Source organism: Arthrobacter russicus (assembly GCF_031454135.1).
Lineage (GTDB): Bacteria > Actinomycetota > Actinomycetes > Actinomycetales > Micrococcaceae > Renibacterium > Renibacterium russicum.
This window is the reverse complement of record NZ_JAVDQF010000001.1, coordinates 1,675,195-1,700,671: the sequence shown is the minus strand read 5'-3', so window position 1 is coordinate 1,700,671 and position 25,477 is coordinate 1,675,195. Positions and strand designations below refer to the sequence as shown.

Below are 25,477 nucleotides of genomic sequence, written 5' to 3'. Positions count from 1 at the left end.
CGTGCGCCGGCTGCGGAAAGCCTGGCAGTCGCTGTCCTGGTTCGTCAAAGGCGTGCTGGGTGAGGACGCTTATGCGAAATACTGCGCCCACCAGGCTGCGGTGCATCCGGCCGGACCGTTTTTGTCCGAACGCGAATTCTGGCGCGACAAAACCGATCGGCAGGACGCCAATCCGCAAGGCCGGTGCTGCTGACCGGGCTGGGGAGGTCAGGGCTCTGAGCGCTGCAGATGGTTGATGATGGTCAACGGCCCGGCGGTTTGGCCGCCGTCGACCGGCAAGGTGACCCCGGTGATCCAGGAGGCATCGGCTGAAGCCAGGAAGGCGATTGCCGCAGCGATGTCTTCCGGTTCCCCGACCCGGCCGATCGGGCACAGCGGGGCCAGTCGATCCGCGCCGCCTTCCTGATCGTCCCAAACCCTGGTCCGGACGGTTCCGGGCGCCACCACGTTGACCCGGACCCCACTGGGCCCGAGTTCGACGGCGAGATTCTTCGCCAGAATGCCCAGACCCGCCTTGGCGCTGGAGTAGGCCAAACTGCTGAAGGCAACCAAGGCGTTGACCGAGCTGACCAGGACGATGGACCCGCGGCTGGCCGTCAGGTGCGGCGTGCAGGCCCGGATCATCCGGACCGGGCCACGCAAGTTCAAGCCGACGATCCCGTCCCAGTAGGCTTCGTCCATCGGGTCGTCGGTGGGCAATTCGCCGCCGGCCACCGAGGCCAGTACATCGATACCGCCGAACCGTTCGGCTACGCTGGCCACCGCCGCGTCCACGGAACCGGGGTCCAAGACGTTGCAGAGCACGGCGATCGCGCGGCCGGGTGCGGCGGCCGCGAGATCGGCCGCGGCCGCGGAATCGAAGTCCAGGATCGCAACCCGGGCCCCTTCATCGAGGAATCTCTGGACCGTGGACCGGCCGATGCCATGCGCGCCGCCGGTGACTACCGCGACTTTGTCTGAAAATCTCATGGCTTGAACTTACCGCCCGGTGCCCGGTTCGGCACAGGCTTAACCGCGACCCGGTGCCGTGCGCCCGGCTGCGACCAGCACCCGCAGCCCGTACCCCGAAGCAATGGCTGCTGGAATCGCGTAAAGCACCGGATCCACGTTGGCCGAAAGCACCAGGATGGTGATGATCGCTGCGGTGACGACGACCGAGAGCAGGCCGACGGCGGCTTCCCGCCCGGCGGTGGGCGCAATGCTGAAACGCATGGCGTCCTGCAGCAGGTTTTTCACCGCTTTTCCCACCGGAAGGTGCGCCGGCCGTAGTATCCGAACAACAACGTCCAAGCGAGCAGCACGCCGGCTGCCGGCACCCAGTCGCTCCAGACCGGAGCGGCGGACCAGGCTTGGCCGACGAGCATGGCCAAGGCGCCACCGGGGCTGAGCAGCTGAAGCGTCCGCCAGTCGCCGCCGGGCAGGGCGATGGTCCAGATCGCGGTGCCCAGGACCAGCAGCAAGAACGGCATCACGGTGATCTGGGCGGCCGCTGCCGAGGGGGTGTAGACCGCGGTCAACAGCCCGCAGCCGGCCGACATGGCAATCACCAGCAGTCCGGCTGCGAGCAGCAAGGCCGGTTGTTCCGGCAGCTGCGCACCGCGCCCGAACATCGCGGTCAAGATGACCGCAAGCTGAAGGACCACCAGGACGACGCTCGGAAGCAGCATTCCGGCGAAGATCGCGCCGTCCGAGGATTCGCCGCTGCGCAACCGCTTCAGGAACAGTTCCTCACGACGGGTCGCCAAGGTGGTCGTCACGGTCAGGTAGACGCCCATCAGACTGACCAGAGTGAGCAGGAAGACGATCTGCAGCACCGGGCTTCCCGGAGCGCTCCCGGCGAAGATGTAGAAGGCGCCGAAGGCCAACGGGATGATCAGGGCCCCGCTGAGCACGGTCTTGTTCCGGAACGTGATCTTCGCTTCTCCGGAAGCGATCGAAAGCGCCCGGGAGAGCTGGCTGACCTTCCGGGGTTCCGACTCGCTGGGGTATCCGCTGTCGCTCATGCCGCATCCTCCATCGCCGATACCGGGGACTTGCTGTCTCGGGAACCGCTGGAAACCCGCCGGAAGACTTCGTCGAGCGAAGCTTCGGAGGCCTTCAGCCGTTCCAAGCTGATCGAGTTCGCCGCCGCCCAGGCGAGCAGCGCGTGCAAATCGTCCTGCAGGCGGTTGCTGCGCAATTCCACCCGTTGCCAGGCCGCCTCCTGCCGGACGGTGGCCTGCGGGTTCAGCCCGGAAAGCGAAACTCCGGGCGGAACCGAAAAGCTGATCGCGGCCGGTTCGGCGGCCAGAACCTCGGCGACGGAACCGGACAAGGCGATGACGCCGTCGTGCATGATCGCCATTCGTTGGGCGTATTGCGTGGCTTCTTCGAGGTAGTGCGTGGTGAGGAAAACCGTGGTGCCGGCGCGGTGCATCGCGTTGACCACTGCCCAAGTGCGCTCGCGGGATTCCGGATCCAGCCCGGTGGTCGGCTCATCGAGGAAGAGCACTTCGGGCTGGTTAGCAGTGGCCAGCACCAGATCGAGCCGCCGCCGCTGCCCGCCGGAAAGCTGCTTGACCCGGGTGCCCGATTTGTCCGCCAGCTCCAGGGTTTCCAAGGCCTCGGCGATTACGGTGGGCCGGGCCGAGGCAGCCCCGCGAGGCGAGGAGGATTGGCGCAACCACAGGTCCACGGTTTCGGTGACGGTAAGATCGTCGGCGAAACCTGCTTCTTGCAACATGATGCCCAGCCGGGGCCGAATTGCGGCCTTCTGCGCGTAAGGGTCGCCGTCGAGCACCCGGACGGTTCCGGCGCTCGCCGGCCGGTGGCCTTCCAGAGTCTCCATGGTGGTGGTTTTGCCGGCGCCGTTGGTGCCGAGCAAAGCGAAGAACTCACCGTTGCGAATTGTCAGGTCGACCCCGCGCACCGCTTCGAAATTGCCGTAAGCGCATCTCAGGCCGCGCGCCGAAATCGCGATCTCGTCGTCTGGGAAAGTGTCCATGATCCCATTCTGTGCCGACCGGCGGGCGGCGGGCAGGGCCGCGGTGTCATCGTTCGACCGGCATTGTGCCCAGTGGCACCATGACTTTTGTCATAGCTCTACGATGAACGAATGAGTTCGCAACTTCCTGGCCATCGCATCGAGGTCGCCAGTGAGCGCGGCGTCTTGTTGACCTGGCGCTACACGGTGGGGTCGATCGTCTTCGTCGTGGTGTCCAGTTATCTGGTGGTGGTCGGCGCGGTTTTCCTGCCGCCGAGGCCGCTGGCCGGGACCTCGGTGGTGCTCTTGGTTTCGGTGCTGCTCTCGCTGGCCGCGACGATTCGGTTCGGTTGGCTGCTCAAGCCAGGCTTGGGGTCCGGACTGCCGGCACTGCGCTACACCCTGATGTTGCTGCTCCCGGCCCTATTGAGCATCGTCTTCGCCGTTGCCGATGGTTCGCATGACCCGTTTTTCCTGCTTCCGGCTTGGTGGGCGGCATGTTTTCTGGCATCGCTGCTGCCCCGCCGCCGACTCCTGGCCACTGCCGTTGCCGCCGGGTTGCTGACTGCGATCTATTTCGCCGCGGTGGCGGCTGCCAAGGTCGACCTGGCGAACAGCGTGTATTTCCAAACCGCCGGCTTCTACTTCTGGTTCTTGGTGGTGATGGTTCCGTCGGTGCTGATCGGCGGCCTCTGGTGGTGGGACATCGTGGTCCAGCTGAACTCGAGCCGCAAAGCTTACGGGGATCTCTCGGTGGCTCGGGAACGGTTGCGGTTCGCCGCGGATTTGCACGATATCCAAGGCCACCACCTGCAGGTGATCGCGTTGAAAACGGAACTTGCCGAGCGGGTGATCGATACCGACCCGGCAACCGCGAAACAGCAGATCCACGAAGCCCAGGTGCTGGCCCGGACCGCGTTGCAGGACACCCGGGCGCTGGTCCGCGGTTACCGTCGGGTGGCATTCACCACGGAGCTCAAGAACGCCGGCGAAGTATTGGAAGCCGCTTCGATCCGCGCCTCGGTGCAGGCTGAGGAGGCGGAACTCAGCAGTGAACAGGGCTCGCTTTTCGGTTCGGTGATCCGGGAGGGAACTACCAACATCCTGCGGCATTCCAGCGCCGAGGAAGTGTCGATCAGGTTTTGGACCGAAGCCGGGAAGCTCGTGCTGACGGTTCGCAATGACGGGGTCGCCGAACCGGAAGCCGGGACTCCGTCATTGTTGCTCGGCAACGATTCCGGCACCGGGCTCGCGGCCCTGCAAGAGCGTTTGGCAGCAGCGGGCGGCTCATTCGACTACGGGCCCGACGACGGCGGGTTCTTGCTGACCGCAACAATTCCGGAGGAATCGTGATCAGAATCGTGCTCGCCGACGACGAACAGCTCATCCGTGGCGCCCTCGTGGCGTTATTGGGCTTGGAAACCGACTTGGACGTCGTCGGATCGGCCGACAACGGATCCGATGCTCTGGCCCTGGCCCGTGAATTGGCCCCGGACGTCTGCGTGCTCGACCTGGAGATGCCGCCCACCGACGGAATCTACGCCGCCGAGCAAATCCTGCGCAGCGTGGACACGAAAGTGGTCATCGTGACCCGGCATGCCCGGCCTGGTGTGTTGCGGCGCGCCTTGGCCAGCAAGATCTCCGGATTCGTGCCGAAGTCCACTCCGGCGGAGAAGCTCGCCTCGGTGATCCGCGATGTCGCGGCGGGCAAACGCTACGTGGACCCGGAGATCGCGGCCACCGCCCTCAACGCGGAAAGCTGTCCGCTCACCGCCCGGGAACTCGATGTGCTCCGGCTCAGCCGGGCCGGAGACACCGTGCAGAGCATGGCCAAGACCTTGCACCTGGCACCCGGCACGGTCCGGAACTACATCTCCTCCGCGATGGCCAGGCTCGGCGTGCAAACCAGATTCGAGGCAGCCGCAGTCGCTTGGGACCACGGCTGGATCTGATTTCTGGCGGCGGAGCGGCAGGGAGTCAGAACGGGAAAACCAAGCAGGTGCCGCTGGCCGTGGCAATGAGCTTTCCGGCGGCATCCCGGACCTCGCCTTCGGCGAAAGCCGCACGGTTTCCGGGCTTGCTGACCCGGCCGATCGCGGTCAGCTCCCCGGTGCTGGCCAGAACCGGGCGCAGGTAGTTGACCTTGATCTCCAGGGAGGTGTAGCTCTGGCCGGCCGGCAAAGTGGTTTGCACTGCGCAACCGCAGACTGAGTCGAGCAACGTGCAGACCAGGCCGCCGTGCACCGTGCCGATCGGGTTGTACTGCGATTCGTCCGGCTGACAGGTGAAGGTCACCATTCCGGGCTCCGCGGAAATCGCGCCCATGTTCATCAATGCGGTGATCGGCGGCGGCGGGACTTGGCCCGCGATCATCGCCTGCATGTACTCCAGGCCGCTCATGGTCCTGGCCAGTCCGGCACCGATCATCGGATCGGTCCAGTTCACGGTGCGGCTGCGTTCAACGGTTGGTTCGGCGGAGGTCATGGCTTTCCTTCCTGCGGTTTCGGTCAGCTTAGCATTGGGTTACTCGCCGGTAACATGCCTTCCGGAACTGCGTCCCGCGGATTCCGGATCAACACGGTGCTTCCTCGTCCGGGCGGCTGAAGGCGGCTTGTTCCGCGGTGCTCAGATGGCTGATCCGGTCCAGCAGCACATGCGGCGTGACGCAGAGGCAATCGGCGAGTTCTTCTACGGACCTGGACCAGCGCTTGTGTTCCAGGAGCTCGGAAAACGGGATCAAGCGCCGGGCAGTTTCCACGCGCACCCTGACTTCGGCCGCGTTCGGCGGGCAGCTGGTGTGCCCGCGTTCGATGTGGATGAGTTCGTGCGTCAGCGAGCAGCGGCGCTCGACTTGAAGCAGGTGTTTGTCCAGCCAGACCGTGTCCCGGCCGTTGGTCACGGCGCTTTTGCTACTGAGCTCGGTCCACACCACCGTGATGTGCGGCATGGACCGGAGGAGTTGCCAGGGATCGAACATGGCCCCAGTGTAGGAGCGGGGTCTGACATCTTGGCGTCCGGGATCAGCCCTTGCGCCGCGGCTCCTGAGTGCCTTCGCCGAGTTCGGCAATCGAGGCTTCGAGCGCTTTGCCGCGGTTCTTGCTCGAGTCTGCGGCGAGGCCGAGTTCATCGGTTTTCCCGGCGGAGCTGCGGCTGTCCGGATGCTCCGCCAGGGTGCGGATCAGGGCGAGCAGCGCGTCGGTGACCTCGGGGGCGATCGAGTCGATGGATTCCGGGAGTCCGGCGGAGAGCCGGGACTCGGTGCCGCCGATGTCCAAGCCCAAACTGACCGCGTAGGACAGCACGATGTCCCGGACCGGCAGTTGCAAGGCAGCGGCCAACCCGCGGAAGGTGTCCGGTTGCTTGGGCCAGCTTTTGGGACCGGCGTTGGCCAAATCGTTGAGGTATTGGAACTTCACCGAATACCCGGCGGATTCAGCTTTGCCGGCAAGATCCCGGTAGGACAGACCGGAGCGCGCCCGCTCTGCTCTGATCAGCTCGCCGATCGGCAGGACTTCCGTCGATTCGTCGTTGCTCGTTGGACCTGAGGCCACCTGGTGCGCCTTCCCTTCACTGCTGGGTTATCAAGAGCTTATCCAACCGTCTATCAAATGCATCAGCCGAATCGCGAGAAGTTCTTGATCCGAAGCGGAAGAATTCCGGGCGTCCGCCGAAACGTCTACCGGATTCAGACACTTCGTCAATTAGTGATTGACATTCGTAATTTCACTGAGGGACACTGGTTGCTTCAGTTGATGTGGGGGATCGGGTGATGGAGACAAAATGCGGCTCAGAAGCATTGACACCTTGCGGGCGCTATTGAAACAGGAAGGGCTCTCGATCGGCGGATTGGCACAGGAGGCCCAGTGCTCCAAAGGGTTCATTTCGCACCTGCTGGCCGGGCGGCGTTCGTCCTGCACACCGGCGCTCGGGGTACGGATCGCCAGAGCGCTTGGTGTGCCGGTGACTGTGCTATTCGAATTGAACCGTCCATTTGTCCAGCGCCGTCGTGATCAGACGCCCAGTCTTGCTGCCCAGCCCAGAACGGTAGCCGACAGGCCCAGGGGGCAGCCTCCGACGGGCGACGTTGATTAGTCCGCCGGGGGAGGTCCCGGATCCGCAGCTCGTGAGAGTATGTCCTCATGAGTGATAGTGAGGCGGAAAATACGTCGGAACCAGTAGCCGAAGGCGTTCTCGCCGAGGGTTTGCAGCAGGGCCCAGCCCCGGAGCCGGCCGAGCAGAAGCGGCCGCGGACTGCCTTGCAGGACCTGGTCGACGAGCCCGCCAAGGTGATGCGGATCGGAACCATGGTCCGCCAGCTGTTGGAAGAGGTCAAAAGCGCGCCGCTGGATGAGGCCGCGCGCAGCCGGCTCGCCGAGATCCACGAGCGTTCGATCAAAGAGTTGGAAGACGGGCTCTCCCCGGACCTGGTCCAAGAACTGCACCGGATCAATTTGCCGTTCAAAGACGATGCTGCACCCAGTGAAGCCGAGTTGCGGATCGCCCAAGCGCAATTAGTCGGTTGGCTTGAAGGGTTGTTCCATGGCATCCAGACTGCTTTGGCCGCCCAGCAGCTGGCCAACCAGCAGACCGCCGCACAGCTTCAGCTCCGCCAACTACCGCCCGGAACGATGATCGCGCCCGGTGTGGTGATCGGTGAGAACGGGGAGCCGCAACGCGCTGCGGTTTTGCCTGACCGTTCCGGCAAGCCGGACGACGGAACGCCCTCGCCCGGTCAGTATTTGTAAGCCGCCGTGGCGATCTTCGGCGCCTTCCGGGCGGCCAAACGGGACGACGGCGAATTGGGCAAAGGCGTCTGGCGCAGGGCACACGATCGGTTCCGGCGCGGGCTGGATCGATTCCACCAGATGCTTGAAGGCGTCCAAGACGAAGATCTGCGCGCTGCCTTGGTGCCGATCGCCAATGATTTGGCCGATCTGCTGCCTCGGGTCCGCAAGGTGTGCCGACGCGCCCAGAACATCGCGCCGAGTGAAAGTTTGGACGTTCCGGCGGGGCGCTTTCCGGCGGTCCACCGAGAATTGACCAAAGCGGGCAACGCCTTGGCCACCGCTGCCGAAGCGGTGGCCATGGTGCGATTGCAGGAACTGCCGCCGGACGCCGTCGGGCGTCGCGCGGCCCAGGTAGTAGAGCACGTTGCGGTGGCCGAAGTCTTGATGCCCGCAGAATCAACGTGACGCGTCAGCCGGTGGCAGCGCCCGGATCGGATCATCCAGTTCCCTGGAAGTTAGAAGTATGTGCAGCATCACTGCTTTGGTGAGCTGCGAGAAGTTTCAGAAATTCAATAGATCTTATAGTGATTGTGATTATCGAGGCTTTGACGTGACATGAAAGGGGTGCTGGTCGAGGCATTCCTCGACCAGCACCCCTTTCTGCGGGATTTGGCTGCTATCGATCCCGGGCGGTCACGCCAGTAATTTGGCGGTCTCAGCCCTCAGCTGGCGTGCCCTTCTTTTTGTTCCGTTGGGTCCGCACCGCCATCAGCAGCCCGGCACCGAGCAGTCCGAGCAGCCCGGCGCCCAGCAATAAGGGCGTCGGATCGTTGCTGCCAGTGACCGCGAGCGCACCCAGGGAAGATCCGGATCCGTTGGCTGCAGTGTTGGCGTTGCTGGCGGAGCTGGCGTTGGCGTTGGCGTTGCTGGCGGAGCTGGCGTTGGCGTTCGCGTTGCTGGCGGAGCTGGCGTTGGCGTTCGCGTTGCTGGCGGAGCTGGCGTTGGCGTTCGCGTTGCTGGCGGAGCTGGCGTTGGCGTTCGCGTTGCTGGCGGAGCTGGCGTTGGCGTTCGCTGCAGTGTTGGCGTTCGCATCCGGAGCTTCGGCTACCCGCACTGATGCCGAACCCAGGCTGATCAACGGGCTGCCAGTATTCCCTGCAAGCTCGGGCAACAGCTCCATGCTCAACGCGCGCATGGTGAACGAACCAGGCCCGAGGTCTCCCACGCCATTGCGCGGCGCCGCGGTTGGCTGCTCGTTGATCGTCACGCGCACGGCCTGGGCCAGAGCTTGTTTCAGGATCGGTTCGAGGGTGCTCAGGATTGGTGCGGTCGTGGATTCGACGACGGAGGGAAGCTGGTCGGTCACCGTCGCGATCGCAGTCTTAAGTAGCGGGCCGGTGGTCGTCGCGATCGCGTTGTCCAGCACGGGCTTGACCAGATTCACGATGCCGGTGCCGAAATCGATCCCGGCCGCCGCGAGCGTCGTCGTGATCGCCGGAGATGTTCCGGAGGAGCCACTGAAGTCGGCCAAGGAGCCGGTCACGGTAACCTCACCTTTGGCGAGGCAGTTTTCGACGCCCAGAACTGTAGTGCAGCCAGCCGATACGCCGAGATTCATGGTGACCTTGACGTTGTTCAGGGCGGACGTCGCAGCGGCTGCAACCTTCGAGGTCAAGCCTTGCACGGCTTCGGCAATTCCCTGGAGCACGGCTTCGATCGAAGTATCGGAGAGCAGATTGGTATTCGGAGGGAGATTGTTCAAGTCTCCGACCCCGGTCTCCTTGAGCAATTTGGCCAGATCGACTTTGATCATGCCGGTGGACAAATCGATAGTCAAGGACCCGCTGGAGTTGCTGATCGGGCTGCCGAGCAGCTCTTGGGTGACGCCCTTGACTGCTGTTTCCAGGCCATTCAGCGTCACTGTGCTGCTATCCACCCGCAGTGAACTGACGCCGGCGATGGAACCATCGTTGATGGTTTTCTTGATCGTACCGAGCAATTCGGTCAGCAGACCATCGCTGGCGACAAGATCGTTGATCGGGGCGACGGCCTCGGTCAAAGCGGTTTCGAGCCTGCTCGGCAACGAACCGACCAGCGGACTGCGCAAGCCCAATTCCAGTCCGGCTATGGCATAGCGGCCGGAGACATCCTTGGTGTTCTGGGCTACTTCAGTGGCCAGGGCTCCGATGTCGAGCCGCGCCTGGTCCAGGACTTGGTCGGTCAGGCCGGTGATGTTGAGTTGTTTCATCAACTGGATGAGATCCAAGTACGCTGGCGACGTGCCGACTCCGCCGTCCTGGTCCACTGCGATGGCGCCGTTGTCTCCGAGTACTCCAGAGGACGCACGGGAGGTCTGCTGGGTAAGGGACTCACTGAAGCTGTTCAAGGCACCCAAGCTGCCGAGATTGAGCAGACCGGTCGAGCCGAAGACCGGAAGCTGAACGCCGCCCAATTCAAGAAACTGGTCGGCCAGCAAATCGAGGTTGAGTGCGTTGCTCTGCTGACTCGGATTACTCGGGTTTCCGGTGGTGGCATAGCCCAGGGACGCTAGCGGAGCGGACAGCGCATTGCTTCGGACCACTTGGGCTTCGGATTCCGCCAGATCAGATGACACAGCCTGGGCTTGGGAGCCGGTCATGATTTGCCCGGTTATCAAGGCGAAAGCCGTCAGGCCGGCAGCCGCTAGGCCAAGCCGGTTTCGGTTTTTGTTTCGTTGCGGGGACGGGGGTGAAATTGCACTGCTCACTGCTTTCCTCCAATTAACTGCATCCACAGGCTGTGGTGCATATAGGGATAACGATCGACATTGATCACAGATGTTATGCATTACATGTGAAATCATAACCGACACCCTGCTGTAAAGAAATGGGTCTGCAGGAAACTTCTCGATTGCTTTTTGTTGGCTGCGTCAGGATTTTCACGTGAGGTTCACGGGCTGTTCCCAGAAGATTTTCTTTTCAAGCTGGCTATACTTGCTCTGGCTGGATCAATTGAGGTCTGGCTTGGCAGCGGGGGGCTGCATAGATCGCGTCGGGGGGCGTTGAGTGATCGGTCCGATGATTTTCGTCTTCGGAGTGGGCGCTGACGGCTCTGGATTCGGGTCATAATTCCCTGCAGCCGGCCGTGTCGCTCGCGTGAGAAGGACGAATATGCCGACGCTTCGTTTCGTTGTTTTATCCGCCGAAGGTTCTGCTGCCCGGCTCGGAGGTTCACTGTCGTCCCTTTGCCCTTGGCATCGAAATGAGCTGCCAGCATGACCGGAAGGCCGAATCCTGGGCGGCGATCCGAGTTGCTCGAGCAAATTCTCGGGTATCTCGAAACGAATGCGCTCAGTAGCATTTCAATGCGACGGCTGGCTCAGGCTCTGGGAGTCAGCACCTTCACGCTGACTTACCAATTCAATAGTCAAGAAGAACTCATGACGGCGATTCGCGGTGCTGCCGGGGAGCGGCTCAAGGCGCTGGCCGGGGTTCTGGAAACGGCGCCGAAATCGGTTTTCGCTTACGCTGAAGGGGTTCGCAGATTTTGGACGCTGGCCCAAACTGCGGAGTACTCGACGTGTATCCGGGTGGAGATGGAAGAATCTATGCTCCGAGTGCTCGGTCCGGAGGCCGCCAATCCCTGCGGTCGGGCCTGGCATCAGTGGCGGAGCCGATTGGTGGATGCGATGGTATCGCTCGGGGTTCAGCCATCGGTCGCGGTAATCGAAGCTGAAGTCAGTTTGGCCAGCACATTCGGGCTGCTCTATGCGGCTATTTCGTCGCCTGGCGAAAATTTCGCGGCTTCGTTCGACTACGCGCTGTCTGCGCATGCTGAGCGAGTCCTTGAACTTGTGGGCGCCAGCGCGGAATCAAGCGAACTCTCCAACCTGATCGGCTGACGGCCAGGACACAGAGGTGGCAGTCAAGGTTCGGTTCGGAGCTTCCTATCAGAATCGAACTGATGACCTTTTCATTACGAGTGAAACGCTCTACCGACTGAGCTAAGGAAGCCTGTGCGTTCCGACCGGGGCCTTAACGACACAAACAACAACTCTAAATGAGCCGCCGCTCAGGGTCAAAACGTTTCGCGGCTGTTCACTCAGCTTTCGCTCGGCATTCAGTGCACCGTTCCGCGTTCCGGCCATGCTGGAGGGAACAACGCGGCGGTTGAGCGATTTCGCGCACCCGTCGCCCGATGAAGGAGTCGCGAAGCGTGACGCTCGAAAGTGTTAAGCCCTTGCAGACAATTCCCGTCCGTGAACTCAAGCTGGCGGTGCTGGACATGGCCGGCACGACGGTGGCCGACGACGGATTGGTAGAGCAGGCTTTCAGCCGTGCGGTGGCAGCCGAGGGCATCGAACCGGGCAGTGACCGCTTCAAGAGCATGCTCGGATATGTCCGGGACACCATGGGCATTTCGAAGATCACGGTGTTCATGCACCTTTTCGACGGCGACCACGGGCGGGCCGAACGGGCGAACCAGGCGTTTGAGCGGGCCTATGACGACTTGGTGGCCGACGGCGGGTTGACCGCGGTTCCCGGCGCGGAGGACACCATTGCCTGGTTGCGGGATGCCGGCATGAAGGTCTGTTTGACCACCGGGTTCGCCCGGCACACCCAGAACATCATCTTGGAGTCGTTGGGTTGGATGGGCTTGGCAGATCTGAGCCTGTGCCCGGCCGACGCCGGCCGGGGGCGGCCGTATCCGGATATGATCTTGACCGCGGTGCTGGCGCTGGACATGGACGACGTGCGGGAAACCGTGGTGGTGGGGGACACCACCTCGGACATCCAGGCCGGACTGCGATCAGGCGCATCGATGGTCTTGGGCGTGCTCACCGGAGCGCATCGGGAAGGCGCGTTGCGGGCCGCCGGAGCCTCCGAAGTGCTCTCCTCAGTAGCGTTGTTGCCGGAGGCGGTGACTCCGCTGGTCCCGGTGCGCCGCCAGTAGCCTGTCTATACAAGAAGTGTGGACAATTCTTTCTACGTTCACCTTTCGGTAACTTTTTGCGCCCTTTTCCTTTCAAATTGTGGGATTAGTGTGGTCGGGTACTTGCGACGACAAGTTGCACCATTCAAGCTTCAAGCGTCACTCGCGCTCTCGAAAGGTTCACCATGAAGACCTCTGCAAAGGTTCTTGTCCGGCTTACTGCCGTGGGCTTGACCGCCGCACTGGCCCTGACCGCATGCGGCGGCGGGGCCGACCCGGCCAGCACCGGCAGCTCCACCGGCACTTTCGCCAAAGATTCCGACACCCTGGTGATGGGCATGGTCCCCGATGAGGGCCAAGCCACGTCCACCTATCAGCCGCTGGCCGACTACGTGCAAAAGGTCACCGGCAAAAAGGTCGAGGTCAAGCAGTCGACCAACTACGCGGCCCTGATCGAAGCGTCGATCGCCGGCCAGGTGGATGTGATCAGCTTTTCCGCCTTCACCTACCTGCAGGCGAAAGCCAAAGGAGCAGCCATCACACCGGTCGGTGCCACGATCACGGAAAAAGGGACCGGAAAGCCGGGCTACTACTCGACCGCGATTGTGCCGGCAGGCTCCGACATCAAAGACGTTGCCGGGTTCAAGGACAAAAAGGTCTGCTTCGTCAGCGAAAGCTCGACTTCCGGTTATCTCTTTCCGCAGTACATGCTCAAAAAAGCGGGCATAGACACCAAAACCGAAATCACTCCGGTGATGGCCGGTTCGCACGACGTCTCCGCACAGAAGGTCGCCAAGGGCACCGAGTGCGACGCCGGCTTCGCCCAGGAAATCACGGTCACCACCACGGGACCGGCCGCCGGACTGTTCAAAGCCGATGACCTGAAGATCGTCGACAAGTCGCTGGTTCCGGGCCCGCCGTTCGCCATCGCGGATGCGCTGCCTGCCGATCTGAAGAAGACCCTGACCGAGAAGATCTCCACCGTCACGGTCAAGGACATCACCGACGCCGGAATCGCTTCCAACCCGGCGTTCGACAAGTTCTTCGGCGACGGAAACGCTCCGGTCGACGATGCCTACTACAACGACTTGCGCGATTTCTGCCGCAAGTTGCCCGAAGTGAAGACCTGCGCCGGAATCTGATCTTCCGACACGAGCGGGGCGGCCCTCAGGGCCGCCCCGCTCAGCAGCATTAACCAGGAGTTCCCCATGGCACATGCGCCAGTAATCCAGCACCAGCACAGCGAAGCGATCGCGGTCTCCCATCTGAGCAAAGACTTCGGTGAGGTCCGCGCGCTCTCCGACGTCAGTCTTTCGGTTCCGGCCGGCCAGATCGCGGTTCTGTTAGGCCTTTCCGGTTCCGGAAAATCGACCCTGCTCCGGCATTTCAACCAACTCGAACTGCCCAGCGCCGGCGAAGTGCGGGTTCTGGGCGAGCGGGTGGACGCTTTGCGCGGCAAGGAACTGCGCCGCCTGCGTTCCCGGGTGGGCGTGATCTTCCAGCAGTTCGAACTGGTGCCGTCGCTGAGCGTGATGGAGAACGTGCTGACCGGCGCCTTGTCTCGGTTGACCGGTCCCAGACTCGGACTGGTCAGCTATCCCAAAGCGTTGCGGGCCAAAGCTCTGGACCACTTGGAGCGGGTGGGCCTGGGCGGCAAGGCCTTCCAACGCGCGGATACGCTCTCCGGCGGCCAGCAGCAGCGGGTGGCAATTGCCCGGGCGCTCATGCAGGATCCGGAAATCCTCTTGGCCGATGAGCCGGTGGCCTCCTTGGACCCGGAGTCATCGCAGCAAGTGATGAACCTGATCCGGGAGATCGGCATGGAACGCAGCCTCACCGTGGTCTGCAGCTTGCACCAGGTGGAACTCGCGTTGTCCTGGGGCGACCGGATCATCGGCCTGCGTGCCGGGTCCTTGGTCTTGGACACGCCTACCGAGGGCCTGGGCAAGGAACAGGTGATGGAGATCTACGGCCAGGTGGCGACGTCGACGGCGGAGATCCGGGCGGTCCAGGACGAACTGGCCGAGGCCGTGGAGCAGCTGTCCGCCGCTTCGCCGGATGCGGTGCGCGGCCGGAATCTGCGAGGCTGACGTGGCGACGACTGGACTGAGTGCGCCACCGACCCGGGACCGGCCGGAGCCGGCCGTCGAGCGCCGGCTGCTGCCCAGGCCTTCGGGCCGGTCGATCGGCGTCGCGGCGATCCTGCTCGGCTTGTTGGCCGCCGGAATCGTCGCCGTCGGTGCGCTGGGCATTTCTGGCCCGCGGATCATTTCCAGCCTGGACAAGATCGGAAAGTTCCTGGCCCGTTCGGTGCCGCTCGATTTCTCCGATCCGGGGCTTTTGGCCGAGCTGACCCTGAAAACCCTCGCCGTGGTGATCAGCGGCACCCTGTTCGCCACGGTGCTCTCGATCCCGCTGGCCTATTTGGCCGCCCGGAACACGTCGCCGCATCCGGGCCTGCGCTGGCTCGCCCGCGGGATCATCGTGCTGGCGCGTTCCATCCCGGAAGTCATCCTGCTGATCATCCTGGTGACCTTGATGGCCTTGGGCGCGCTGCCGGCCGTGGTGGCGATCGGCTTGCACTCGGTGGGCATGATCGGCAAGCTCTTCGCCGATGCGATCGAGCAGATCGACGAAGGCCCCAGGACCGCGATCCGCGCCGCCGGCGGCGGACGGATGCAGGAATTCGTCTCCGGGGTACTGCCGCAGGTACTGCCGTCTTGGGTGGCCACCGTGCTGCACCGCAATGACATCAACCTCCGGGCTTCGGCGATCCTGGGTGTGGTGGGTATGCCCGGTCTGGGCTATGAGCTGTACACCGCGATCCTGCGACTCGACTATCCGCGGGCCCTGGCCGCCGCGGTGATCCTGTTCCTGCTATGCGTTGCGATGGAAATCATCGCTACGCTGTTGCGGTCGATGATCCTGGGCCGTCCGTCCGGCGGGCGCTCCCTCGGCGCCCGGATCTCCCGGCACGCAGTCGCCGCACCGCGGCGGTCCGGAGCCGCGGGACTGCCCGGCGGCGCGGCAACCCGGTTGAGTGCGCCCTGGAACGCGCGCCGCGTCCAGATCAATGTGATCGGTTGGCTGGCGCTCGCAGTGCTGGTTTGGGCGCTCTGGTACGCGCAGATCAATTGGCGCGACGTGATCGACGTCTGGGCGAGGATCCCGGAACGGGTCTCCGCGCTCTTCCCCCTGTCATTCGGGGACACCCCGGCGCCGAAGATGCTGGGTCTGGTCTGGGAAACCGTCTACATCGCGTTGGCCGGCACCTTGATCGCAGTGCTGTTCTCGGTGCCGATCGGGTCCTTCGCGGCGCGGAACGTGGCGCTCAACGGCGCGGTGCACAAGTCGTTCCGGCTGGTCCTGCTGCTGGTCCGCGGGATCCCGGAGTTGTTGCTGGCGATCATCTTGATCCTGGCGACCGGCTTTGGCCCGATTGCCGGAGCCTTCGCGCTGGGGCTGGGCGGGATCGGTTTGCTGGGCAAATTGCTGGCGGATTCCCTCGAAGAAGTGAACCCCGGCCCGGAAACCGCGCTCAAAGCCACCGGTGCCCGGCGTGGCCAGATCTACGCTTCGGCGACCTTCCCGCAGGCCACGCCGGCCTTCGTCGGGCATATTTTCTACATGCTCGATTCCAATGTCCGGGCGGCCACCGTGCTCGGCGTGGTGGGTGGCGGCGGCGTCGGGTTCGTGATGTTCGAGTCGGCGAGCCGGAGCCAGTACAACGTGGTTTTCACGATCGCCTTGATGATCCTGGCGATCGTCCTGGTCATCGAGGGCGTTTCGATGTGGTTGCGCAAGGCGCTGGCCGGCTAGGCCGATACGGCGCGGCTGGAAGCCGCCCAGCCGTCGGCCGGCTCAGCAGGTGAGGCCGTCCGACGGCGTTTTGCCGTCGACGAAGTAGTCGTCGACCGCATTCTGCACGCAGGCATTGGACCGGCCGTAGGCGGTGTGCCCATCGCCGTTCCAGGTGACCAGGACTCCGGAAGCGAGCTGTTGGCGCAGCGCCTGGGCCCAGGCGTAAGGGGTGGCCGGGTCCCGGGTGGTGCCGATGACCACGATCGGCCCGGCGCCCTCGGCGCTGATCGGCTTGGGCTGCACGCTCGAGGTGTAAGGCCAGTTCTTGCAGGTGGCCGCGGAGTAGCCGAGGTACTTCCCGAAGGTCGGTGAGGCCGCCTGGAGTGCCTGGGAATCGGCGCGCATCGCGGCCAGGTCGGAATTCATCTGGTAATCCAGGCAGTTGATCGCGGTGAAGGCGAAGGCCGTGTTGGAGGTGTACTTTCCGGAGTTCGGGTCCCGGTCGGCAGCGTAGTCGGCGAGCTCCATCATGCCGTTGGGATCACCGCTGAACGCCTGGCCGAGCCTGGACTGCAGGACCGGCCAGAGGTCGGTGGAATACATGGCCAAGGACAGGGCGGAGCTGAACCCGGAGCCGGTCAGCAGCCGGCCGTCGCTGGTCTTCTGCGGTGTCGCGTCATAGCTGGCATTCAAATCACGGATCTGCTGGACGGCTTGTTCCGGCGTCCCGCGTACCGGACAACCGCTGCTCTTGACGCAGTTGCTGGCCCAGGCCAGGATCGCGGCTTCGAAGGCTTTCGCCTGGCCCAAGCCCAGGGTCTCGATGGTCAGCGTCGGGTCCAAGGCGCCGTCGAGCACGAATTTGCCCACCTTGTCCGGGAACAGTTGCGCGTAATTCGCGCCGAGTTTGGTCCCGTAGGAGTATCCCAGGTAATCCAACTTCGGCGAATTGAGCACCGCACGGAGCACGTCCAGGTCTTTCGCGGAGGAAATCGTGTCGACGAAGCCGAGCACCGGACCGGTGTTCTGGGCGCACTGGGCGGCATCGGCCTTGCTCTGCGCCTCATAGGCGGCCAGGCCGGCGTCGGTGTCCAGGTCGTAGTCGGTCTGCCGCTCCCGGTCCTGTTCGGCGTCGCTGATGCAGGTCACCGGAGCCGAGCGCTTCACGCCGCGCGGATCGAAACCGATCATGTCGTAGGCGCTGCGCAGTTTTTTGGAGAACAGGCTGTTGCTCTGCGCCACCATGTCGTAACCGGAGCCGCCCGGGCCGCCGGGGTTGACCACCACGGATCCCTGCTTCTGCCCGGTGGCCGGAAGTCTCACCACGGCCAGTTCGATCGTCTGGGACTGCGGGTTGGCGTAGTCCATCGGGACCTTGACCTTGGTGCACTGCATCGACTTTTCGCAGTCCGACCAACTCAATTGCTGGGTGTAGAACTCCTTGAGGTTTTCCGGAGCGTCTGCGGCAACCGAGGGGTCCTGCGGTTCCGGTGCCGACCCAGGGAAGACCGGGGTGCATGCGGTCAGCGTGAACAGACCGGCCAGAACCGCGACAGCGGCGCGCAAGGCGGGCTTCCTGGCTCCCGGACGATGCGTGCGGACGTTCTTCATTGCGGCTCCTCGCAGCTGACGGCGTTACAACAAACTTACCGTCATCGCCTCGATGGCCAAGAGCGGGGCGACATTGCTGCCCACAATCCGGCGCCTGACCTCATTGATCGACTCGATCCGGGACAGGGTCTGTTCCGCGGTTCCCCGGGCGGCGAATTCCGCCAATTGCGGACGCATGCCGGCATTGACGAGTTCGTCGTCCGAGGCCCGGTTGGCCGAGATCTGGATCAGCATCACGTCCCGGTAGAACGAAATCAGGTCGGTCAGCGCCCGGTCCAGGGTATCTGTGACGGAGCGCTTGGAACGCCGTTTCTGGTCTTCTTCGAGCTGCCGCACTTGGCTGCGGATCGACGGCGGCAAAGTTCCGGTTTCCGGGGCGCCCAAAGAACGCAGCAGCTGCTCTTTTTCGAGCACGTCGCGTTGTTCGTTGCTCGCGGCAGCCTCCGCCGTGGCCAGTTCCACCAGGGAACCGGCAGCCCGCACCGCCTCGGAGACACCGCGCAGGCCCAGCGGGAGTTTCACGATCGCTTCCCGGCGGCTCCGCGCCCCCTCATCCTGGGCGAGCCGGCGCGCAATGCCCACATGGCTCTGCGCGGCCCGGGCGGAAGCCAAGGCCAAGGCCGGCTCCACGCCGTCCCGATCGACCAGCAGCTGGGCCACGTCCTGCACCGGAGGAACGCGCAGGGTGACCATCCGGCACCGGGACCGGATGGTCACCAGCACATCTGCCGGGCTCGGCGCGCAGAGGATCCACACGGTACGCGGCGGAGGCTCTTCGATGGCTTTGAGCAGGACATTGGTGGTCCGCTCCAACATCCGGTCGGCATCGCCGACGATGATGATCCGCCATCGCGCAGAAGCCGGCCGGTCTTGCGCTTTGGTCACCAGTTCGCGGGCTTCGTCGATGCTGATCGTGGTCTTTTCGGTGGCCACGAAGGTGACATCGGAGTGCGTTCCGGCCATCACGGTATGGCAGGAGTGGCAGACGCCGCAGCCGCGGTTCGCCGGATCTTCCTGTTCGCAGACCAGGGTGGCGGCGAAGGCCCGGGCGGCATTCGAGCGGCCGGAGCCGGGCGGGCCGGTGAACAACCAGGCGTGTGCCGGGGCCTGTTCCAGCGCGGCCCGGCGCAGCTGTGCCACGACCGGCTCCTGGCCTTGCAGTTCGTTCCAGACACTCATGGCAACTCGCCCACTCGGGCCAGCACCGAAGCGTGCAGCGTCGCCACGTCCAGCCTGGCGTTCAGTACCAGATAGTGTTCCGGGCGGGCCTGGGCGAGGGCCAGGAAAGCCTGCCGGATCCTTTGGTGGAAACGGTCGGGTTCGGACTCCAGGCGGTCCGGGGCATTGTCCGCTCGGCGTTCCCTGGCTTCCTGCGGTGCCACGTCGAGCAATACCGTGACATCGGGATGCAAGCCGGCCGTGGCCCATTCGTTGAGTTCGCGCACCCGGTCCTCGCCGAGCTCCCGGCCGGCTCCCTGGTAGGCGACCGAGGAGTCGACGTATCGGTCGGTGATCACCGTGGTCCCGGCCGCCAGCGCTGGACGGATCACTTGGGCGGCGTGCGCAGCGCGTGCGGCCGCGAAGATCAAGGCTTCGGTCCGGGCGTCGATCTCGCCCTGGCCGTGCTCCAGGACCAAGGAACGGAGTTTTTCGCCGATCGGGGTACCACCGGGCTCCCGGGTCAGCAACACCGCGCGGCCGCTGGCTTCCAGTGCGGCGGCGAGCAATTTCGCCTGGGTCGATTTGCCGGCGCCGTCGCCGCCTTCGAACGCGATGAAGAGTCCGCGCGGAACGCTGCCGGGCGAGTCGGGAGTATCGGCTGCCGCCGGAAGTGTGCTCACCGTCCAAGCCTATCGAGAATCGCCGACAGCCAGGGCGGCCGGCCGATGCCGACCCCGGGCAGAAAGCCGGGATGTCCCGTTGGGCGCATGCGCCCAACGGGACATCCGTGGATCGGCTGAACCGATTATTTGGTGACCAGGGTCAAGCCGTATGCGCTCAACGCGGGGTTCACCGGCTGGAAGTAGGCGACATTGGGCTGGCCCACTTTGTCGCCGCAGACTGTCGGTTTATTCGGCCCCTGCGAGTATCCCTGCCCGCCGGAGGTCAGCCCCTGGGCCTGCGTCCCGGTGATGATCGCGCCACCGGAGTCGCCGCCTTCGACGCAGGCGTTGTACTTGGTCAGGCCGGTGACCCGGTCGGTACCGGTGCCGTCGGCCCTGGTGTAGTTCACCGTCTGGTTTTTGGCCTGGATGGTGCCGCAAGTCCATTTGGTGGTCCGGCCGGACTTGCACGCCGTGCCGCCGATCGCGGTTTCCGTGGAGCCCGTGACGTTGACGTAGCTGCCGTTCTGGCGGTCCACCTGGGCCTGCAGCGTCACGTTGGCGGTGTCGGTGCGGATCAGGCCGTAGTCGTTGCCCGGGAAGTTGGACTTCTCGTAGGTCCCCAGGATCGTGGTGCCCTTTGCCTCGATCGGCCGGAGCGTGGGTTTGGCGCCGAGCTTCGTGGTGCAGTGCCCCGCCGTGACATCGAACGAATTCCCGGCGGAGTCCACGGCGGCGAAACCCAGCGAGCAGACTTGCCAGTAACCCGGACGGCCTTCGACCGGCAGGCCGTATTCCTGGCCGCCGTAGGCGTCGACCGCGCCGGCCGTGGTCATCGCAGTGCCTTCGCTCCGGGTCAGCGTCACGGCGCTGCCGTAGCGGCCCAGCGCTTGGTCCACGGCCGCCGGGACCGGCGCTGCCGCCGGCAGGTCGACCACGACGGCGTTGCGGCTCGGGTCGATGCCCCAGCTGGCCCCGGCGACTTCGCCCAGAAGCGGGGTCAGCGCGCTGCGGACCTGTTCCAGTTGCGCCGCCGAACGGTTGACCACGAGCACTTTGCCGGCGCCGTTGATCCTGGCCGCCGGCACCATTGCCGGGTCGGTGACGCCGACGGCCAGTTCGCCGCTGGCCTGATCGATGAAAGCGCCGCCGCCGGCCGAGCCCAAGACCGCATCCAGCCGTTGGGCCGCGGCGGAGAGCGCCGGTTGCTTCGCCACCCGGTCGGCAGCGTCTTTGCTGCTCAGCCCGGTGGATTCGAGGTATTGCACTGCGGCTTCGGTCGCGGTCTGCGGCTGCTGATCCGCGGCAGGGGTTGCCGCGTTGGCCACACCGGCAACCGTAGTTGCCAGCAGACCGGCTACTGCCACGCCGCCCAAACACGCTCGCAGCGTGTTTTTGGTGATGCTTTTGCTCACTTCGGGGCTCCTTTAGATATTTTTATCAAGGGGGGTCCTGAAATCTCCCGGAATTTTGCCCGGAGATTGCTGCAACCCTAGAGCGCGGAATTCGGTGTTGGGAACGGCCCCCGGCATTTTGGGTGGCGATTCCCAGGCTCCAGTCAGGTTTTTGTTACAAGTAGTTTTCCTGGGCAACGAATGATTGGCTGCAACCTGGCTTACACTCGAGGCGTGAGTTCACCGGAAGCCCCGCCCCCGCCCGCAGACCGGCTTGCCGGGGCCCCGCTCGCGCCGGACACCCTCGTGGTTTCCGCTGGCCGGCCGGCTCGCCGGCACGATGCCCCGGTCAATCCGCCGATCGTGGTTTCCTCGACTTTCCACGGTTCCGGCCAGGTGGTCGACGGGGATCGGGCATACGGGCGCTATTCGAACCCCAGCTGGGACCCCTTCGAAGAAGCCCTGGCCGGGCTTGAAGGCTCCGAATTGCCCGGGTTGCTCTATGCTTCCGGCCTGGCCGCGGCGTCGGCGGCCTTGAGCCTGGTGCCGCACGGCGGAGTGGTGGTCATCCCGCGGCACGCATACCAGGGCGTCTTGGTGATGGCCGCGGAGTTGGCCGCGGCCGGCCGGTTCGAGCTGCGCTATGTCGATGTCGCGGAGACCGATCAGGTGATCGCCGCATTGGCCGGCGCGGATCTGCTCTGGCTGGAAAGCCCTACCAATCCGTTGCTCGAAATCGCCGACCTCCCGACGCTGGTCCGGGCTGCCAAGCAACTCAACCCGGCCGCGCTGGTGATCGTGGACAACACTTTCGCCACTCCGCTGCTGCAACGGCCCCTGGAGCACGGTGCCGACGTCGTACTGCATTCGGTGACCAAATACTTGGCCGGGCATTCGGATGTCGTCCTGGGCGCTTTGGTGACGCCGGACCCCGATTTGCGGGAGCGGCTGCTGCATCACCGTTCCATCCACGGCGGGATCGCGGGCCCGTTCGAAGCCTGGCTGGCACTGCGCGGCTTGCGCACTTTGGCGGTGCGGATCGAGCGCTCGCAGGCGACCGCGGGTTTGCTCGCCCAACGGCTCAGCGAACATCCGGCCGTCCGGTCGGTGCGTTATCCGGGCCTGGCCGCAGACCCCGGGCATGCCCGGGCCGCAGCGCAGATGGGCGGGTTCGGCTCGGTGCTCGGCTTCGAGCCGGTCGGCGGGGCCGCGGCTGCGGATGCTCTGGTCGAGCGGCTCCGGCTATGGACTCCGGCCACCTCGTTGGGCGGGGTGGAATCGCTCATCGAGCGGCGGCGCCGGCACGCGAACGAGCCGGAAACCGTGCCGGAAGCTTTGCTACGGCTCAGCGTGGGCATTGAAAATGCCGAGGATCTGTGGACTGATCTGCGGCAATCCCTGGCGAACTCGCAAACCCGATAAGCTGGGCAGGTGAATATTGCGGGGACCATCGGGTTTTTGATCATGCTGTTGGCCGGCCTGGTCGGCTTGGGCATCCAGATTTGGGCGCTGGTCGATTGCCTGATGGCGCGGCCGGCCGACTTCGAGCGCGCGGACAAGCGGACCAAATCGTTCTGGTTGGCGATCACCGGGGTCTCCGTGCTGGTCGGCATCCTCTACACGATCGGTGCCGGGATCGGCTTCACCTTGCTGCTGATGCTGGCCGGTTGCGTGGGGGCCGGAACCTATTTGGCGGATGTGCGCCCCGCAGTCCGCGCAATGCGTGGCGGCGGCCGCCCGCAGAACCCTTACAACTCCTGGTGATTCCTACCGGTCCGCAAGCTCTGCCGGCCGACCCCGTGGGCTGAGGCTCAATCCGGCGACACCGCGGACCAGGCGACGGTCAGCTCGCCCAACCGCCAGCGGTCCACGCCGTCGAGCACCGGCCAGCCGTCGGCTTTGAGCGAGCGGCAGGCCGCGACCCAGCGCTGCCGGGGGCCGAAGCTCGCCAAAGCGGCGTGATCCAACCAGGCCTGGTCCAATCCGGCCAGGAAGCGGTGGACTCTTTCGCCGGGCACATTCCGATGGATCAAAGCCTTGGGCAGCCGTTCCGCCACGTCGGAGGGCCGGTCGAAACTGCCGAACCGTTGCGAAACGGTCAGCGATACCGGCCCGGATTTCGCCACGGCGACCCAACTGGCCCGGCGGCCGATTTCGTCGCAGGTCCCCTCGACCAAAAGCCCTGATTCGGTCAACCGCGCGCAGATCGTGGCCCAAATGCCAGGCACATCCGCTGCTTCGTATTGCCGGAGTACATTGAAGGCGCGCACGATCACCGGTCGCCGCGCGGTCGGAATTTCGAATCCGCCGAGCAGGAAATGCAGTTTTCCGGTGGCCATCTCGAGTCCGCGGGCGACCCGCTCGGGTTCGATCTCGATGCCCGCCAATTCCACTCCGGGGTGGACTTTGGCCAGCCGCCGGTAGAGTTCGACGGCGGTCGTGGGGGTGGCGCCGTAGCCGAGGTCCACCACGAGCGGCTCTGCCGCAGTGCGCAGCCGCCAAGCCTGCGGTCCGGCGATCCAGCGGTCCACCCGGCGCAGCCGGTTCGGGTTGGTGGTGCCTCGGGTCACATTCCCCAGCGGTTTGGCGGCAGTCCTGGCCGTCGTCGTCCGCATTTTTTTCGCCCGCTCCACCACCTGGCCCAATCTACCGGCTCCGGGTGCGGTGAGGGGAACTGCTTGGCTAGACTCAGAGCATGACTTATACGCTGATCTTGCTGCGCCACGGCCACAGTGAATGGAATGCGAAAAACCTTTTCACCGGCTGGGTCGATGTCGATTTGAACGACCAGGGCCGGGCCGAGGCGGTGCAAGCCGGGCAACTGCTGGTGGAAAACGACTTGCTGCCGGACGTCCTCTACACCTCGCGGCAGAAGCGCGCGATCAACACCGCGAACCTGGCCCTGGCTGCCGCCGATCGCGGTTGGATCGACGTCAAGCGCTCCTGGCGGCTCAATGAGCGCCACTACGGCGCTTTGCAGGGCAAAGACAAGGCGCAGACGCTCGCCGAGTTCGGCGAAGCCCAATTCATGGAGTGGCGGCGCAGCTATGACGTACCGCCGCCGCCGCTGCCGGACGACTCCGAGTTCTCCCAGGTGGGCGATCCGCGGTACGCCGACCTCGGCGACGCGATTCCGCGGACCGAATGCCTCAAGGACGTTCTGGAGCGGCTGCTGCCGTACTGGGAATCTGAGATCACCGCGGATTTGCGGGAGGGCAAAACCGTCTTGGTCACCGCGCACGGCAATTCGCTGCGCTCGTTGGTGAAGCACCTGGACGGCATTTCGGATGCCGACATCGCGGCGCTGAACATCCCGACCGGAATCCCGCTGGTCTACGAATTGAACGACGATTTCACGCCGGTCGCCCCCGGCGGCCGGTACCTGGATCCGGACGCTGCCGCAGCCGCCATCCAGGCCGTGGCGAACCAAGGCAAAAAGTAGCCCGCTAAGCCGTCGAGCGGCCAGTTCTGCAGGTTAGATCCCGTGGATAACCTGCAGAACTGGCCGCTCGGCGTTGCAGTTGGCTTTTTAGGCGTGTGCCTCGGGCTGCCACTGGCCGGTGACCAGGTAGGAAACCTTTCGGGCCACCGAGACTCCGTGGTCGCCGAACCGCTCGAAGTAACGGCTGGCCAGGGTCACGTCGACCGTGGTGGCCGGAGTTTCCTGCCATTCCGGGGTTGCGATCGCCTTGAAGACACTGCTGTGCAATTCGTCGATCCGGGCGTTCGCGGAGGCGACCTCGTTGACCAGATCGAGGTTCCGGGTTTCCAGCAATTCGCCCACCTGCTTGGAGATCTTGATGTCCAAGGCGGCCATTTCGTCGAACGTCGCGGTCAGCGATGCGGGAATGACTTTCTCCGGGAAACGCAAGCGCGCCAATTGCGCCACATGCCGGGCCAGATCGCCCATCCGCTCCAACGAAGCGCTCATTCGCAAGGATCCCACGATCATCCGCAGATCCGAGGCGACCGGGCCTTGGAGTGCCAGGATGTCGATTGCGCGTTCGTCGAGATCGTTCTGCAGGAAATCGATTCGGGCGTCGGCGGCGATGACCTCTTGGGCCAGCTCGACATCGGCTCCGGTGAAGGCCTGGTTGGCCTTTTCGATGGCCTCGGTGACCAGCGCCGAAATTTCGATGAGCTCTTCACCGACCTGGTGTAGCTCAGCCTGGAATACTTTGCGCACGAAGCGTCCTTTCCCCTCAATGGTTGCCGCGGGCAGACTCAACGCAGCATCCCGCAGGGATC

Annotated in this window: 28 protein-coding genes and 1 tRNA gene; 14 read left to right on the top strand and 15 right to left on the bottom strand. The window is 64.5% G+C overall.

The features are described 5' to 3' along the window. Position 1 precedes the first annotated feature (1 nt). Positions 2-193, top strand: coding sequence for a YbdD/YjiX family protein (locus tag JOE69_RS07995; RefSeq protein ID WP_309797618.1), 192 nt, complete (start codon positions 2-4; stop codon positions 191-193). Between the two features lie 14 nt (positions 194-207). Here JOE69_RS07995 and JOE69_RS07990 read toward each other — a convergent pair whose 3' ends face one another. Genes JOE69_RS07990 through JOE69_RS07975 form a run of 4 tightly spaced genes read right to left on the bottom strand, consistent with a single transcriptional unit; the run spans position 208 to position 2,983 of the window. Continuing rightward, positions 208-969 carry an SDR family NAD(P)-dependent oxidoreductase gene (locus JOE69_RS07990; protein WP_309797615.1) on the bottom strand — a complete coding sequence of 254 codons (762 nt, stop codon included), beginning with the start codon at positions 967-969 and terminating at the stop codon, positions 208-210. A gap of 39 nt (positions 970-1,008) precedes the next feature. Further along, entirely contained in the window at positions 1,009-1,236 is a 228-nt protein-coding gene (locus JOE69_RS07985; RefSeq protein ID WP_309797612.1) for a hypothetical protein, read from the bottom strand. Beyond that, complete coding sequence (locus tag JOE69_RS07980; RefSeq protein WP_309797610.1) at positions 1,233-2,003, bottom strand: ABC transporter permease; 771 nt, start codon at positions 2,001-2,003, stop codon at positions 1,233-1,235. Before JOE69_RS07980 ends, JOE69_RS07985 begins: the two co-directional genes overlap by 4 nt. Then, entirely contained in the window at positions 2,000-2,983 is a 984-nt protein-coding gene (locus JOE69_RS07975; protein ID WP_309797608.1) for an ABC transporter ATP-binding protein, read from the bottom strand. Before JOE69_RS07975 ends, JOE69_RS07980 begins: the two co-directional genes overlap by 4 nt. Before the next feature lie 111 nt (positions 2,984-3,094). On the opposite strand from JOE69_RS07975, the gene JOE69_RS07970 reads away from it, so the two are divergent. Both JOE69_RS07970 and JOE69_RS07965 read left to right on the top strand, forming a co-directional pair. Then, positions 3,095-4,315, top strand: coding sequence for a sensor histidine kinase (locus tag JOE69_RS07970; RefSeq protein WP_309797607.1), 1,221 nt, complete (start codon positions 3,095-3,097; stop codon positions 4,313-4,315). Continuing rightward, positions 4,312-4,914 (top strand): response regulator transcription factor, encoded by a 603-nt coding sequence (locus tag JOE69_RS07965; RefSeq protein WP_309797603.1) that lies wholly within the window; start codon positions 4,312-4,314, stop codon positions 4,912-4,914. The genes JOE69_RS07970 and JOE69_RS07965 overlap by 4 nt, the downstream gene beginning before the upstream one ends. Before the next feature lie 25 nt (positions 4,915-4,939). On the opposite strand, the gene JOE69_RS07960 is transcribed toward JOE69_RS07965, so the two are convergent. The 3 genes from JOE69_RS07960 to JOE69_RS07950 all read right to left on the bottom strand — a co-directional run bounded on the left by JOE69_RS07960 (position 4,940) and on the right by JOE69_RS07950 (position 6,513). Beyond that, complete coding sequence (locus tag JOE69_RS07960) at positions 4,940-5,446, bottom strand: PaaI family thioesterase (RefSeq protein WP_309797601.1); 507 nt, start codon at positions 5,444-5,446, stop codon at positions 4,940-4,942. 88 nt (positions 5,447-5,534) lie between these two features. After that, entirely contained in the window at positions 5,535-5,939 is a 405-nt protein-coding gene (locus JOE69_RS07955) for an ImmA/IrrE family metallo-endopeptidase (RefSeq protein WP_309797599.1), read from the bottom strand. A 43-nt stretch (positions 5,940-5,982) separates the two neighbouring features. After that, positions 5,983-6,513 (bottom strand): hypothetical protein, encoded by a 531-nt coding sequence (locus JOE69_RS07950; RefSeq protein WP_309797598.1) that lies wholly within the window; start codon positions 6,511-6,513, stop codon positions 5,983-5,985. Between the two features lie 229 nt (positions 6,514-6,742). Between JOE69_RS07950 and JOE69_RS17855 the strand changes: the two genes are divergently transcribed. From JOE69_RS17855 to JOE69_RS07940, 3 genes are read left to right on the top strand one after another with little or no spacing between them, the layout of a single operon-like run. Then, a complete protein-coding gene (locus JOE69_RS17855; protein WP_374709688.1) occupies positions 6,743-7,054 on the top strand; it encodes a helix-turn-helix transcriptional regulator in 312 nt (103 codons plus the stop codon). A gap of 47 nt (positions 7,055-7,101) precedes the next feature. Continuing rightward, complete coding sequence (locus JOE69_RS07945) at positions 7,102-7,707, top strand: bacterial proteasome activator family protein (RefSeq protein ID WP_309797596.1); 606 nt, start codon at positions 7,102-7,104, stop codon at positions 7,705-7,707. 6 nt (positions 7,708-7,713) lie between these two features. Continuing rightward, a complete protein-coding gene (locus JOE69_RS07940; protein WP_309797593.1) occupies positions 7,714-8,154 on the top strand; it encodes a hypothetical protein in 441 nt (146 codons plus the stop codon). Positions 8,155-8,404: 250 nt separating this feature from the next. Here JOE69_RS07940 and JOE69_RS07935 read toward each other — a convergent pair whose 3' ends face one another. Then, positions 8,405-10,303, bottom strand: a complete 1,899-nt coding sequence (locus JOE69_RS07935) for a choice-of-anchor G family protein (RefSeq protein WP_309797591.1) — start codon at positions 10,301-10,303, stop codon at positions 8,405-8,407. A 729-nt stretch (positions 10,304-11,032) separates the two neighbouring features. On the opposite strand from JOE69_RS07935, the gene JOE69_RS07930 reads away from it, so the two are divergent. Next, positions 11,033-11,569 (top strand): TetR/AcrR family transcriptional regulator, encoded by a 537-nt coding sequence (locus tag JOE69_RS07930; RefSeq protein ID WP_309797589.1) that lies wholly within the window; start codon positions 11,033-11,035, stop codon positions 11,567-11,569. A gap of 39 nt (positions 11,570-11,608) precedes the next feature. On the opposite strand, the gene JOE69_RS07925 is transcribed toward JOE69_RS07930, so the two are convergent. Further along, positions 11,609-11,681 (bottom strand) — tRNA-Thr (locus JOE69_RS07925). Between the two features lie 202 nt (positions 11,682-11,883). Here JOE69_RS07925 and JOE69_RS07920 point away from each other — a divergent pair. From JOE69_RS07920 to phnE, 4 genes are all read left to right on the top strand, one after another. Further along, the gene (locus JOE69_RS07920) at positions 11,884-12,621 is read left to right on the top strand and encodes a phosphonatase-like hydrolase (RefSeq protein ID WP_374709687.1); all 738 of its coding nucleotides are present in this window, start codon (positions 11,884-11,886) and stop codon (positions 12,619-12,621) included. A 164-nt stretch (positions 12,622-12,785) separates the two neighbouring features. Further along, positions 12,786-13,742, top strand: a complete 957-nt coding sequence (locus JOE69_RS07915) for a phosphate/phosphite/phosphonate ABC transporter substrate-binding protein (protein WP_309797584.1) — start codon at positions 12,786-12,788, stop codon at positions 13,740-13,742. A gap of 66 nt (positions 13,743-13,808) precedes the next feature. Next, entirely contained in the window at positions 13,809-14,690 is an 882-nt protein-coding gene (gene phnC / locus JOE69_RS07910; RefSeq protein ID WP_309797581.1) for a phosphonate ABC transporter ATP-binding protein, read from the top strand. A gap of 1 nt (position 14,691) precedes the next feature. After that, positions 14,692-16,419, top strand: coding sequence for a phosphonate ABC transporter, permease protein PhnE (gene phnE / locus JOE69_RS07905; protein ID WP_309797579.1), 1,728 nt, complete (start codon positions 14,692-14,694; stop codon positions 16,417-16,419). A gap of 42 nt (positions 16,420-16,461) precedes the next feature. On the opposite strand, the gene JOE69_RS07900 is transcribed toward phnE, so the two are convergent. From JOE69_RS07900 to JOE69_RS07885, 4 genes are all read right to left on the bottom strand, one after another. Beyond that, positions 16,462-18,012 (bottom strand): alpha/beta hydrolase, encoded by a 1,551-nt coding sequence (locus JOE69_RS07900; protein ID WP_309797577.1) that lies wholly within the window; start codon positions 18,010-18,012, stop codon positions 16,462-16,464. 24 nt (positions 18,013-18,036) lie between these two features. Continuing rightward, entirely contained in the window at positions 18,037-19,191 is a 1,155-nt protein-coding gene (locus JOE69_RS07895; protein ID WP_309797574.1) for a DNA polymerase III subunit delta', read from the bottom strand. After that, a complete protein-coding gene (gene tmk, locus JOE69_RS07890; protein ID WP_309797572.1) occupies positions 19,188-19,853 on the bottom strand; it encodes a dTMP kinase in 666 nt (221 codons plus the stop codon). The genes JOE69_RS07895 and tmk overlap by 4 nt, the downstream gene beginning before the upstream one ends. A gap of 125 nt (positions 19,854-19,978) precedes the next feature. Further along, the gene (locus tag JOE69_RS07885; RefSeq protein WP_309797570.1) at positions 19,979-21,250 is read right to left on the bottom strand and encodes a S1 family peptidase; all 1,272 of its coding nucleotides are present in this window, start codon (positions 21,248-21,250) and stop codon (positions 19,979-19,981) included. A gap of 213 nt (positions 21,251-21,463) precedes the next feature. Here JOE69_RS07885 and JOE69_RS07880 point away from each other — a divergent pair, with 213 nt between their 5' ends. Continuing rightward, positions 21,464-22,651: a trans-sulfuration enzyme family protein gene (locus tag JOE69_RS07880; protein ID WP_309797567.1), complete on the top strand. Its 1,188-nt coding sequence runs from the start codon at positions 21,464-21,466 to the stop codon at positions 22,649-22,651. Between the two features lie 9 nt (positions 22,652-22,660). Continuing rightward, on the top strand, positions 22,661-22,993 hold the full coding sequence (locus JOE69_RS07875) for a DUF2516 family protein (RefSeq protein WP_296363099.1): 333 nt from the start codon (positions 22,661-22,663) through the stop codon (positions 22,991-22,993). A gap of 47 nt (positions 22,994-23,040) precedes the next feature. Here the strand turns inward: JOE69_RS07875 and JOE69_RS07870 are convergent, their stop codons facing one another. Continuing rightward, positions 23,041-23,844, bottom strand: a complete 804-nt coding sequence (locus tag JOE69_RS07870) for a class I SAM-dependent methyltransferase (RefSeq protein WP_309797565.1) — start codon at positions 23,842-23,844, stop codon at positions 23,041-23,043. An 80-nt stretch (positions 23,845-23,924) separates the two neighbouring features. Here JOE69_RS07870 and JOE69_RS07865 point away from each other — a divergent pair, with 80 nt between their 5' ends. Then, positions 23,925-24,671, top strand: coding sequence for a phosphoglyceromutase (locus JOE69_RS07865; protein ID WP_309797564.1), 747 nt, complete (start codon positions 23,925-23,927; stop codon positions 24,669-24,671). An 87-nt stretch (positions 24,672-24,758) separates the two neighbouring features. On the opposite strand, the gene phoU is transcribed toward JOE69_RS07865, so the two are convergent. Then, a complete protein-coding gene (gene phoU / locus JOE69_RS07860) occupies positions 24,759-25,415 on the bottom strand; it encodes a phosphate signaling complex protein PhoU (RefSeq protein ID WP_309797562.1) in 657 nt (218 codons plus the stop codon). Between the last annotated feature and the right edge of the window lie 62 nt (positions 25,416-25,477).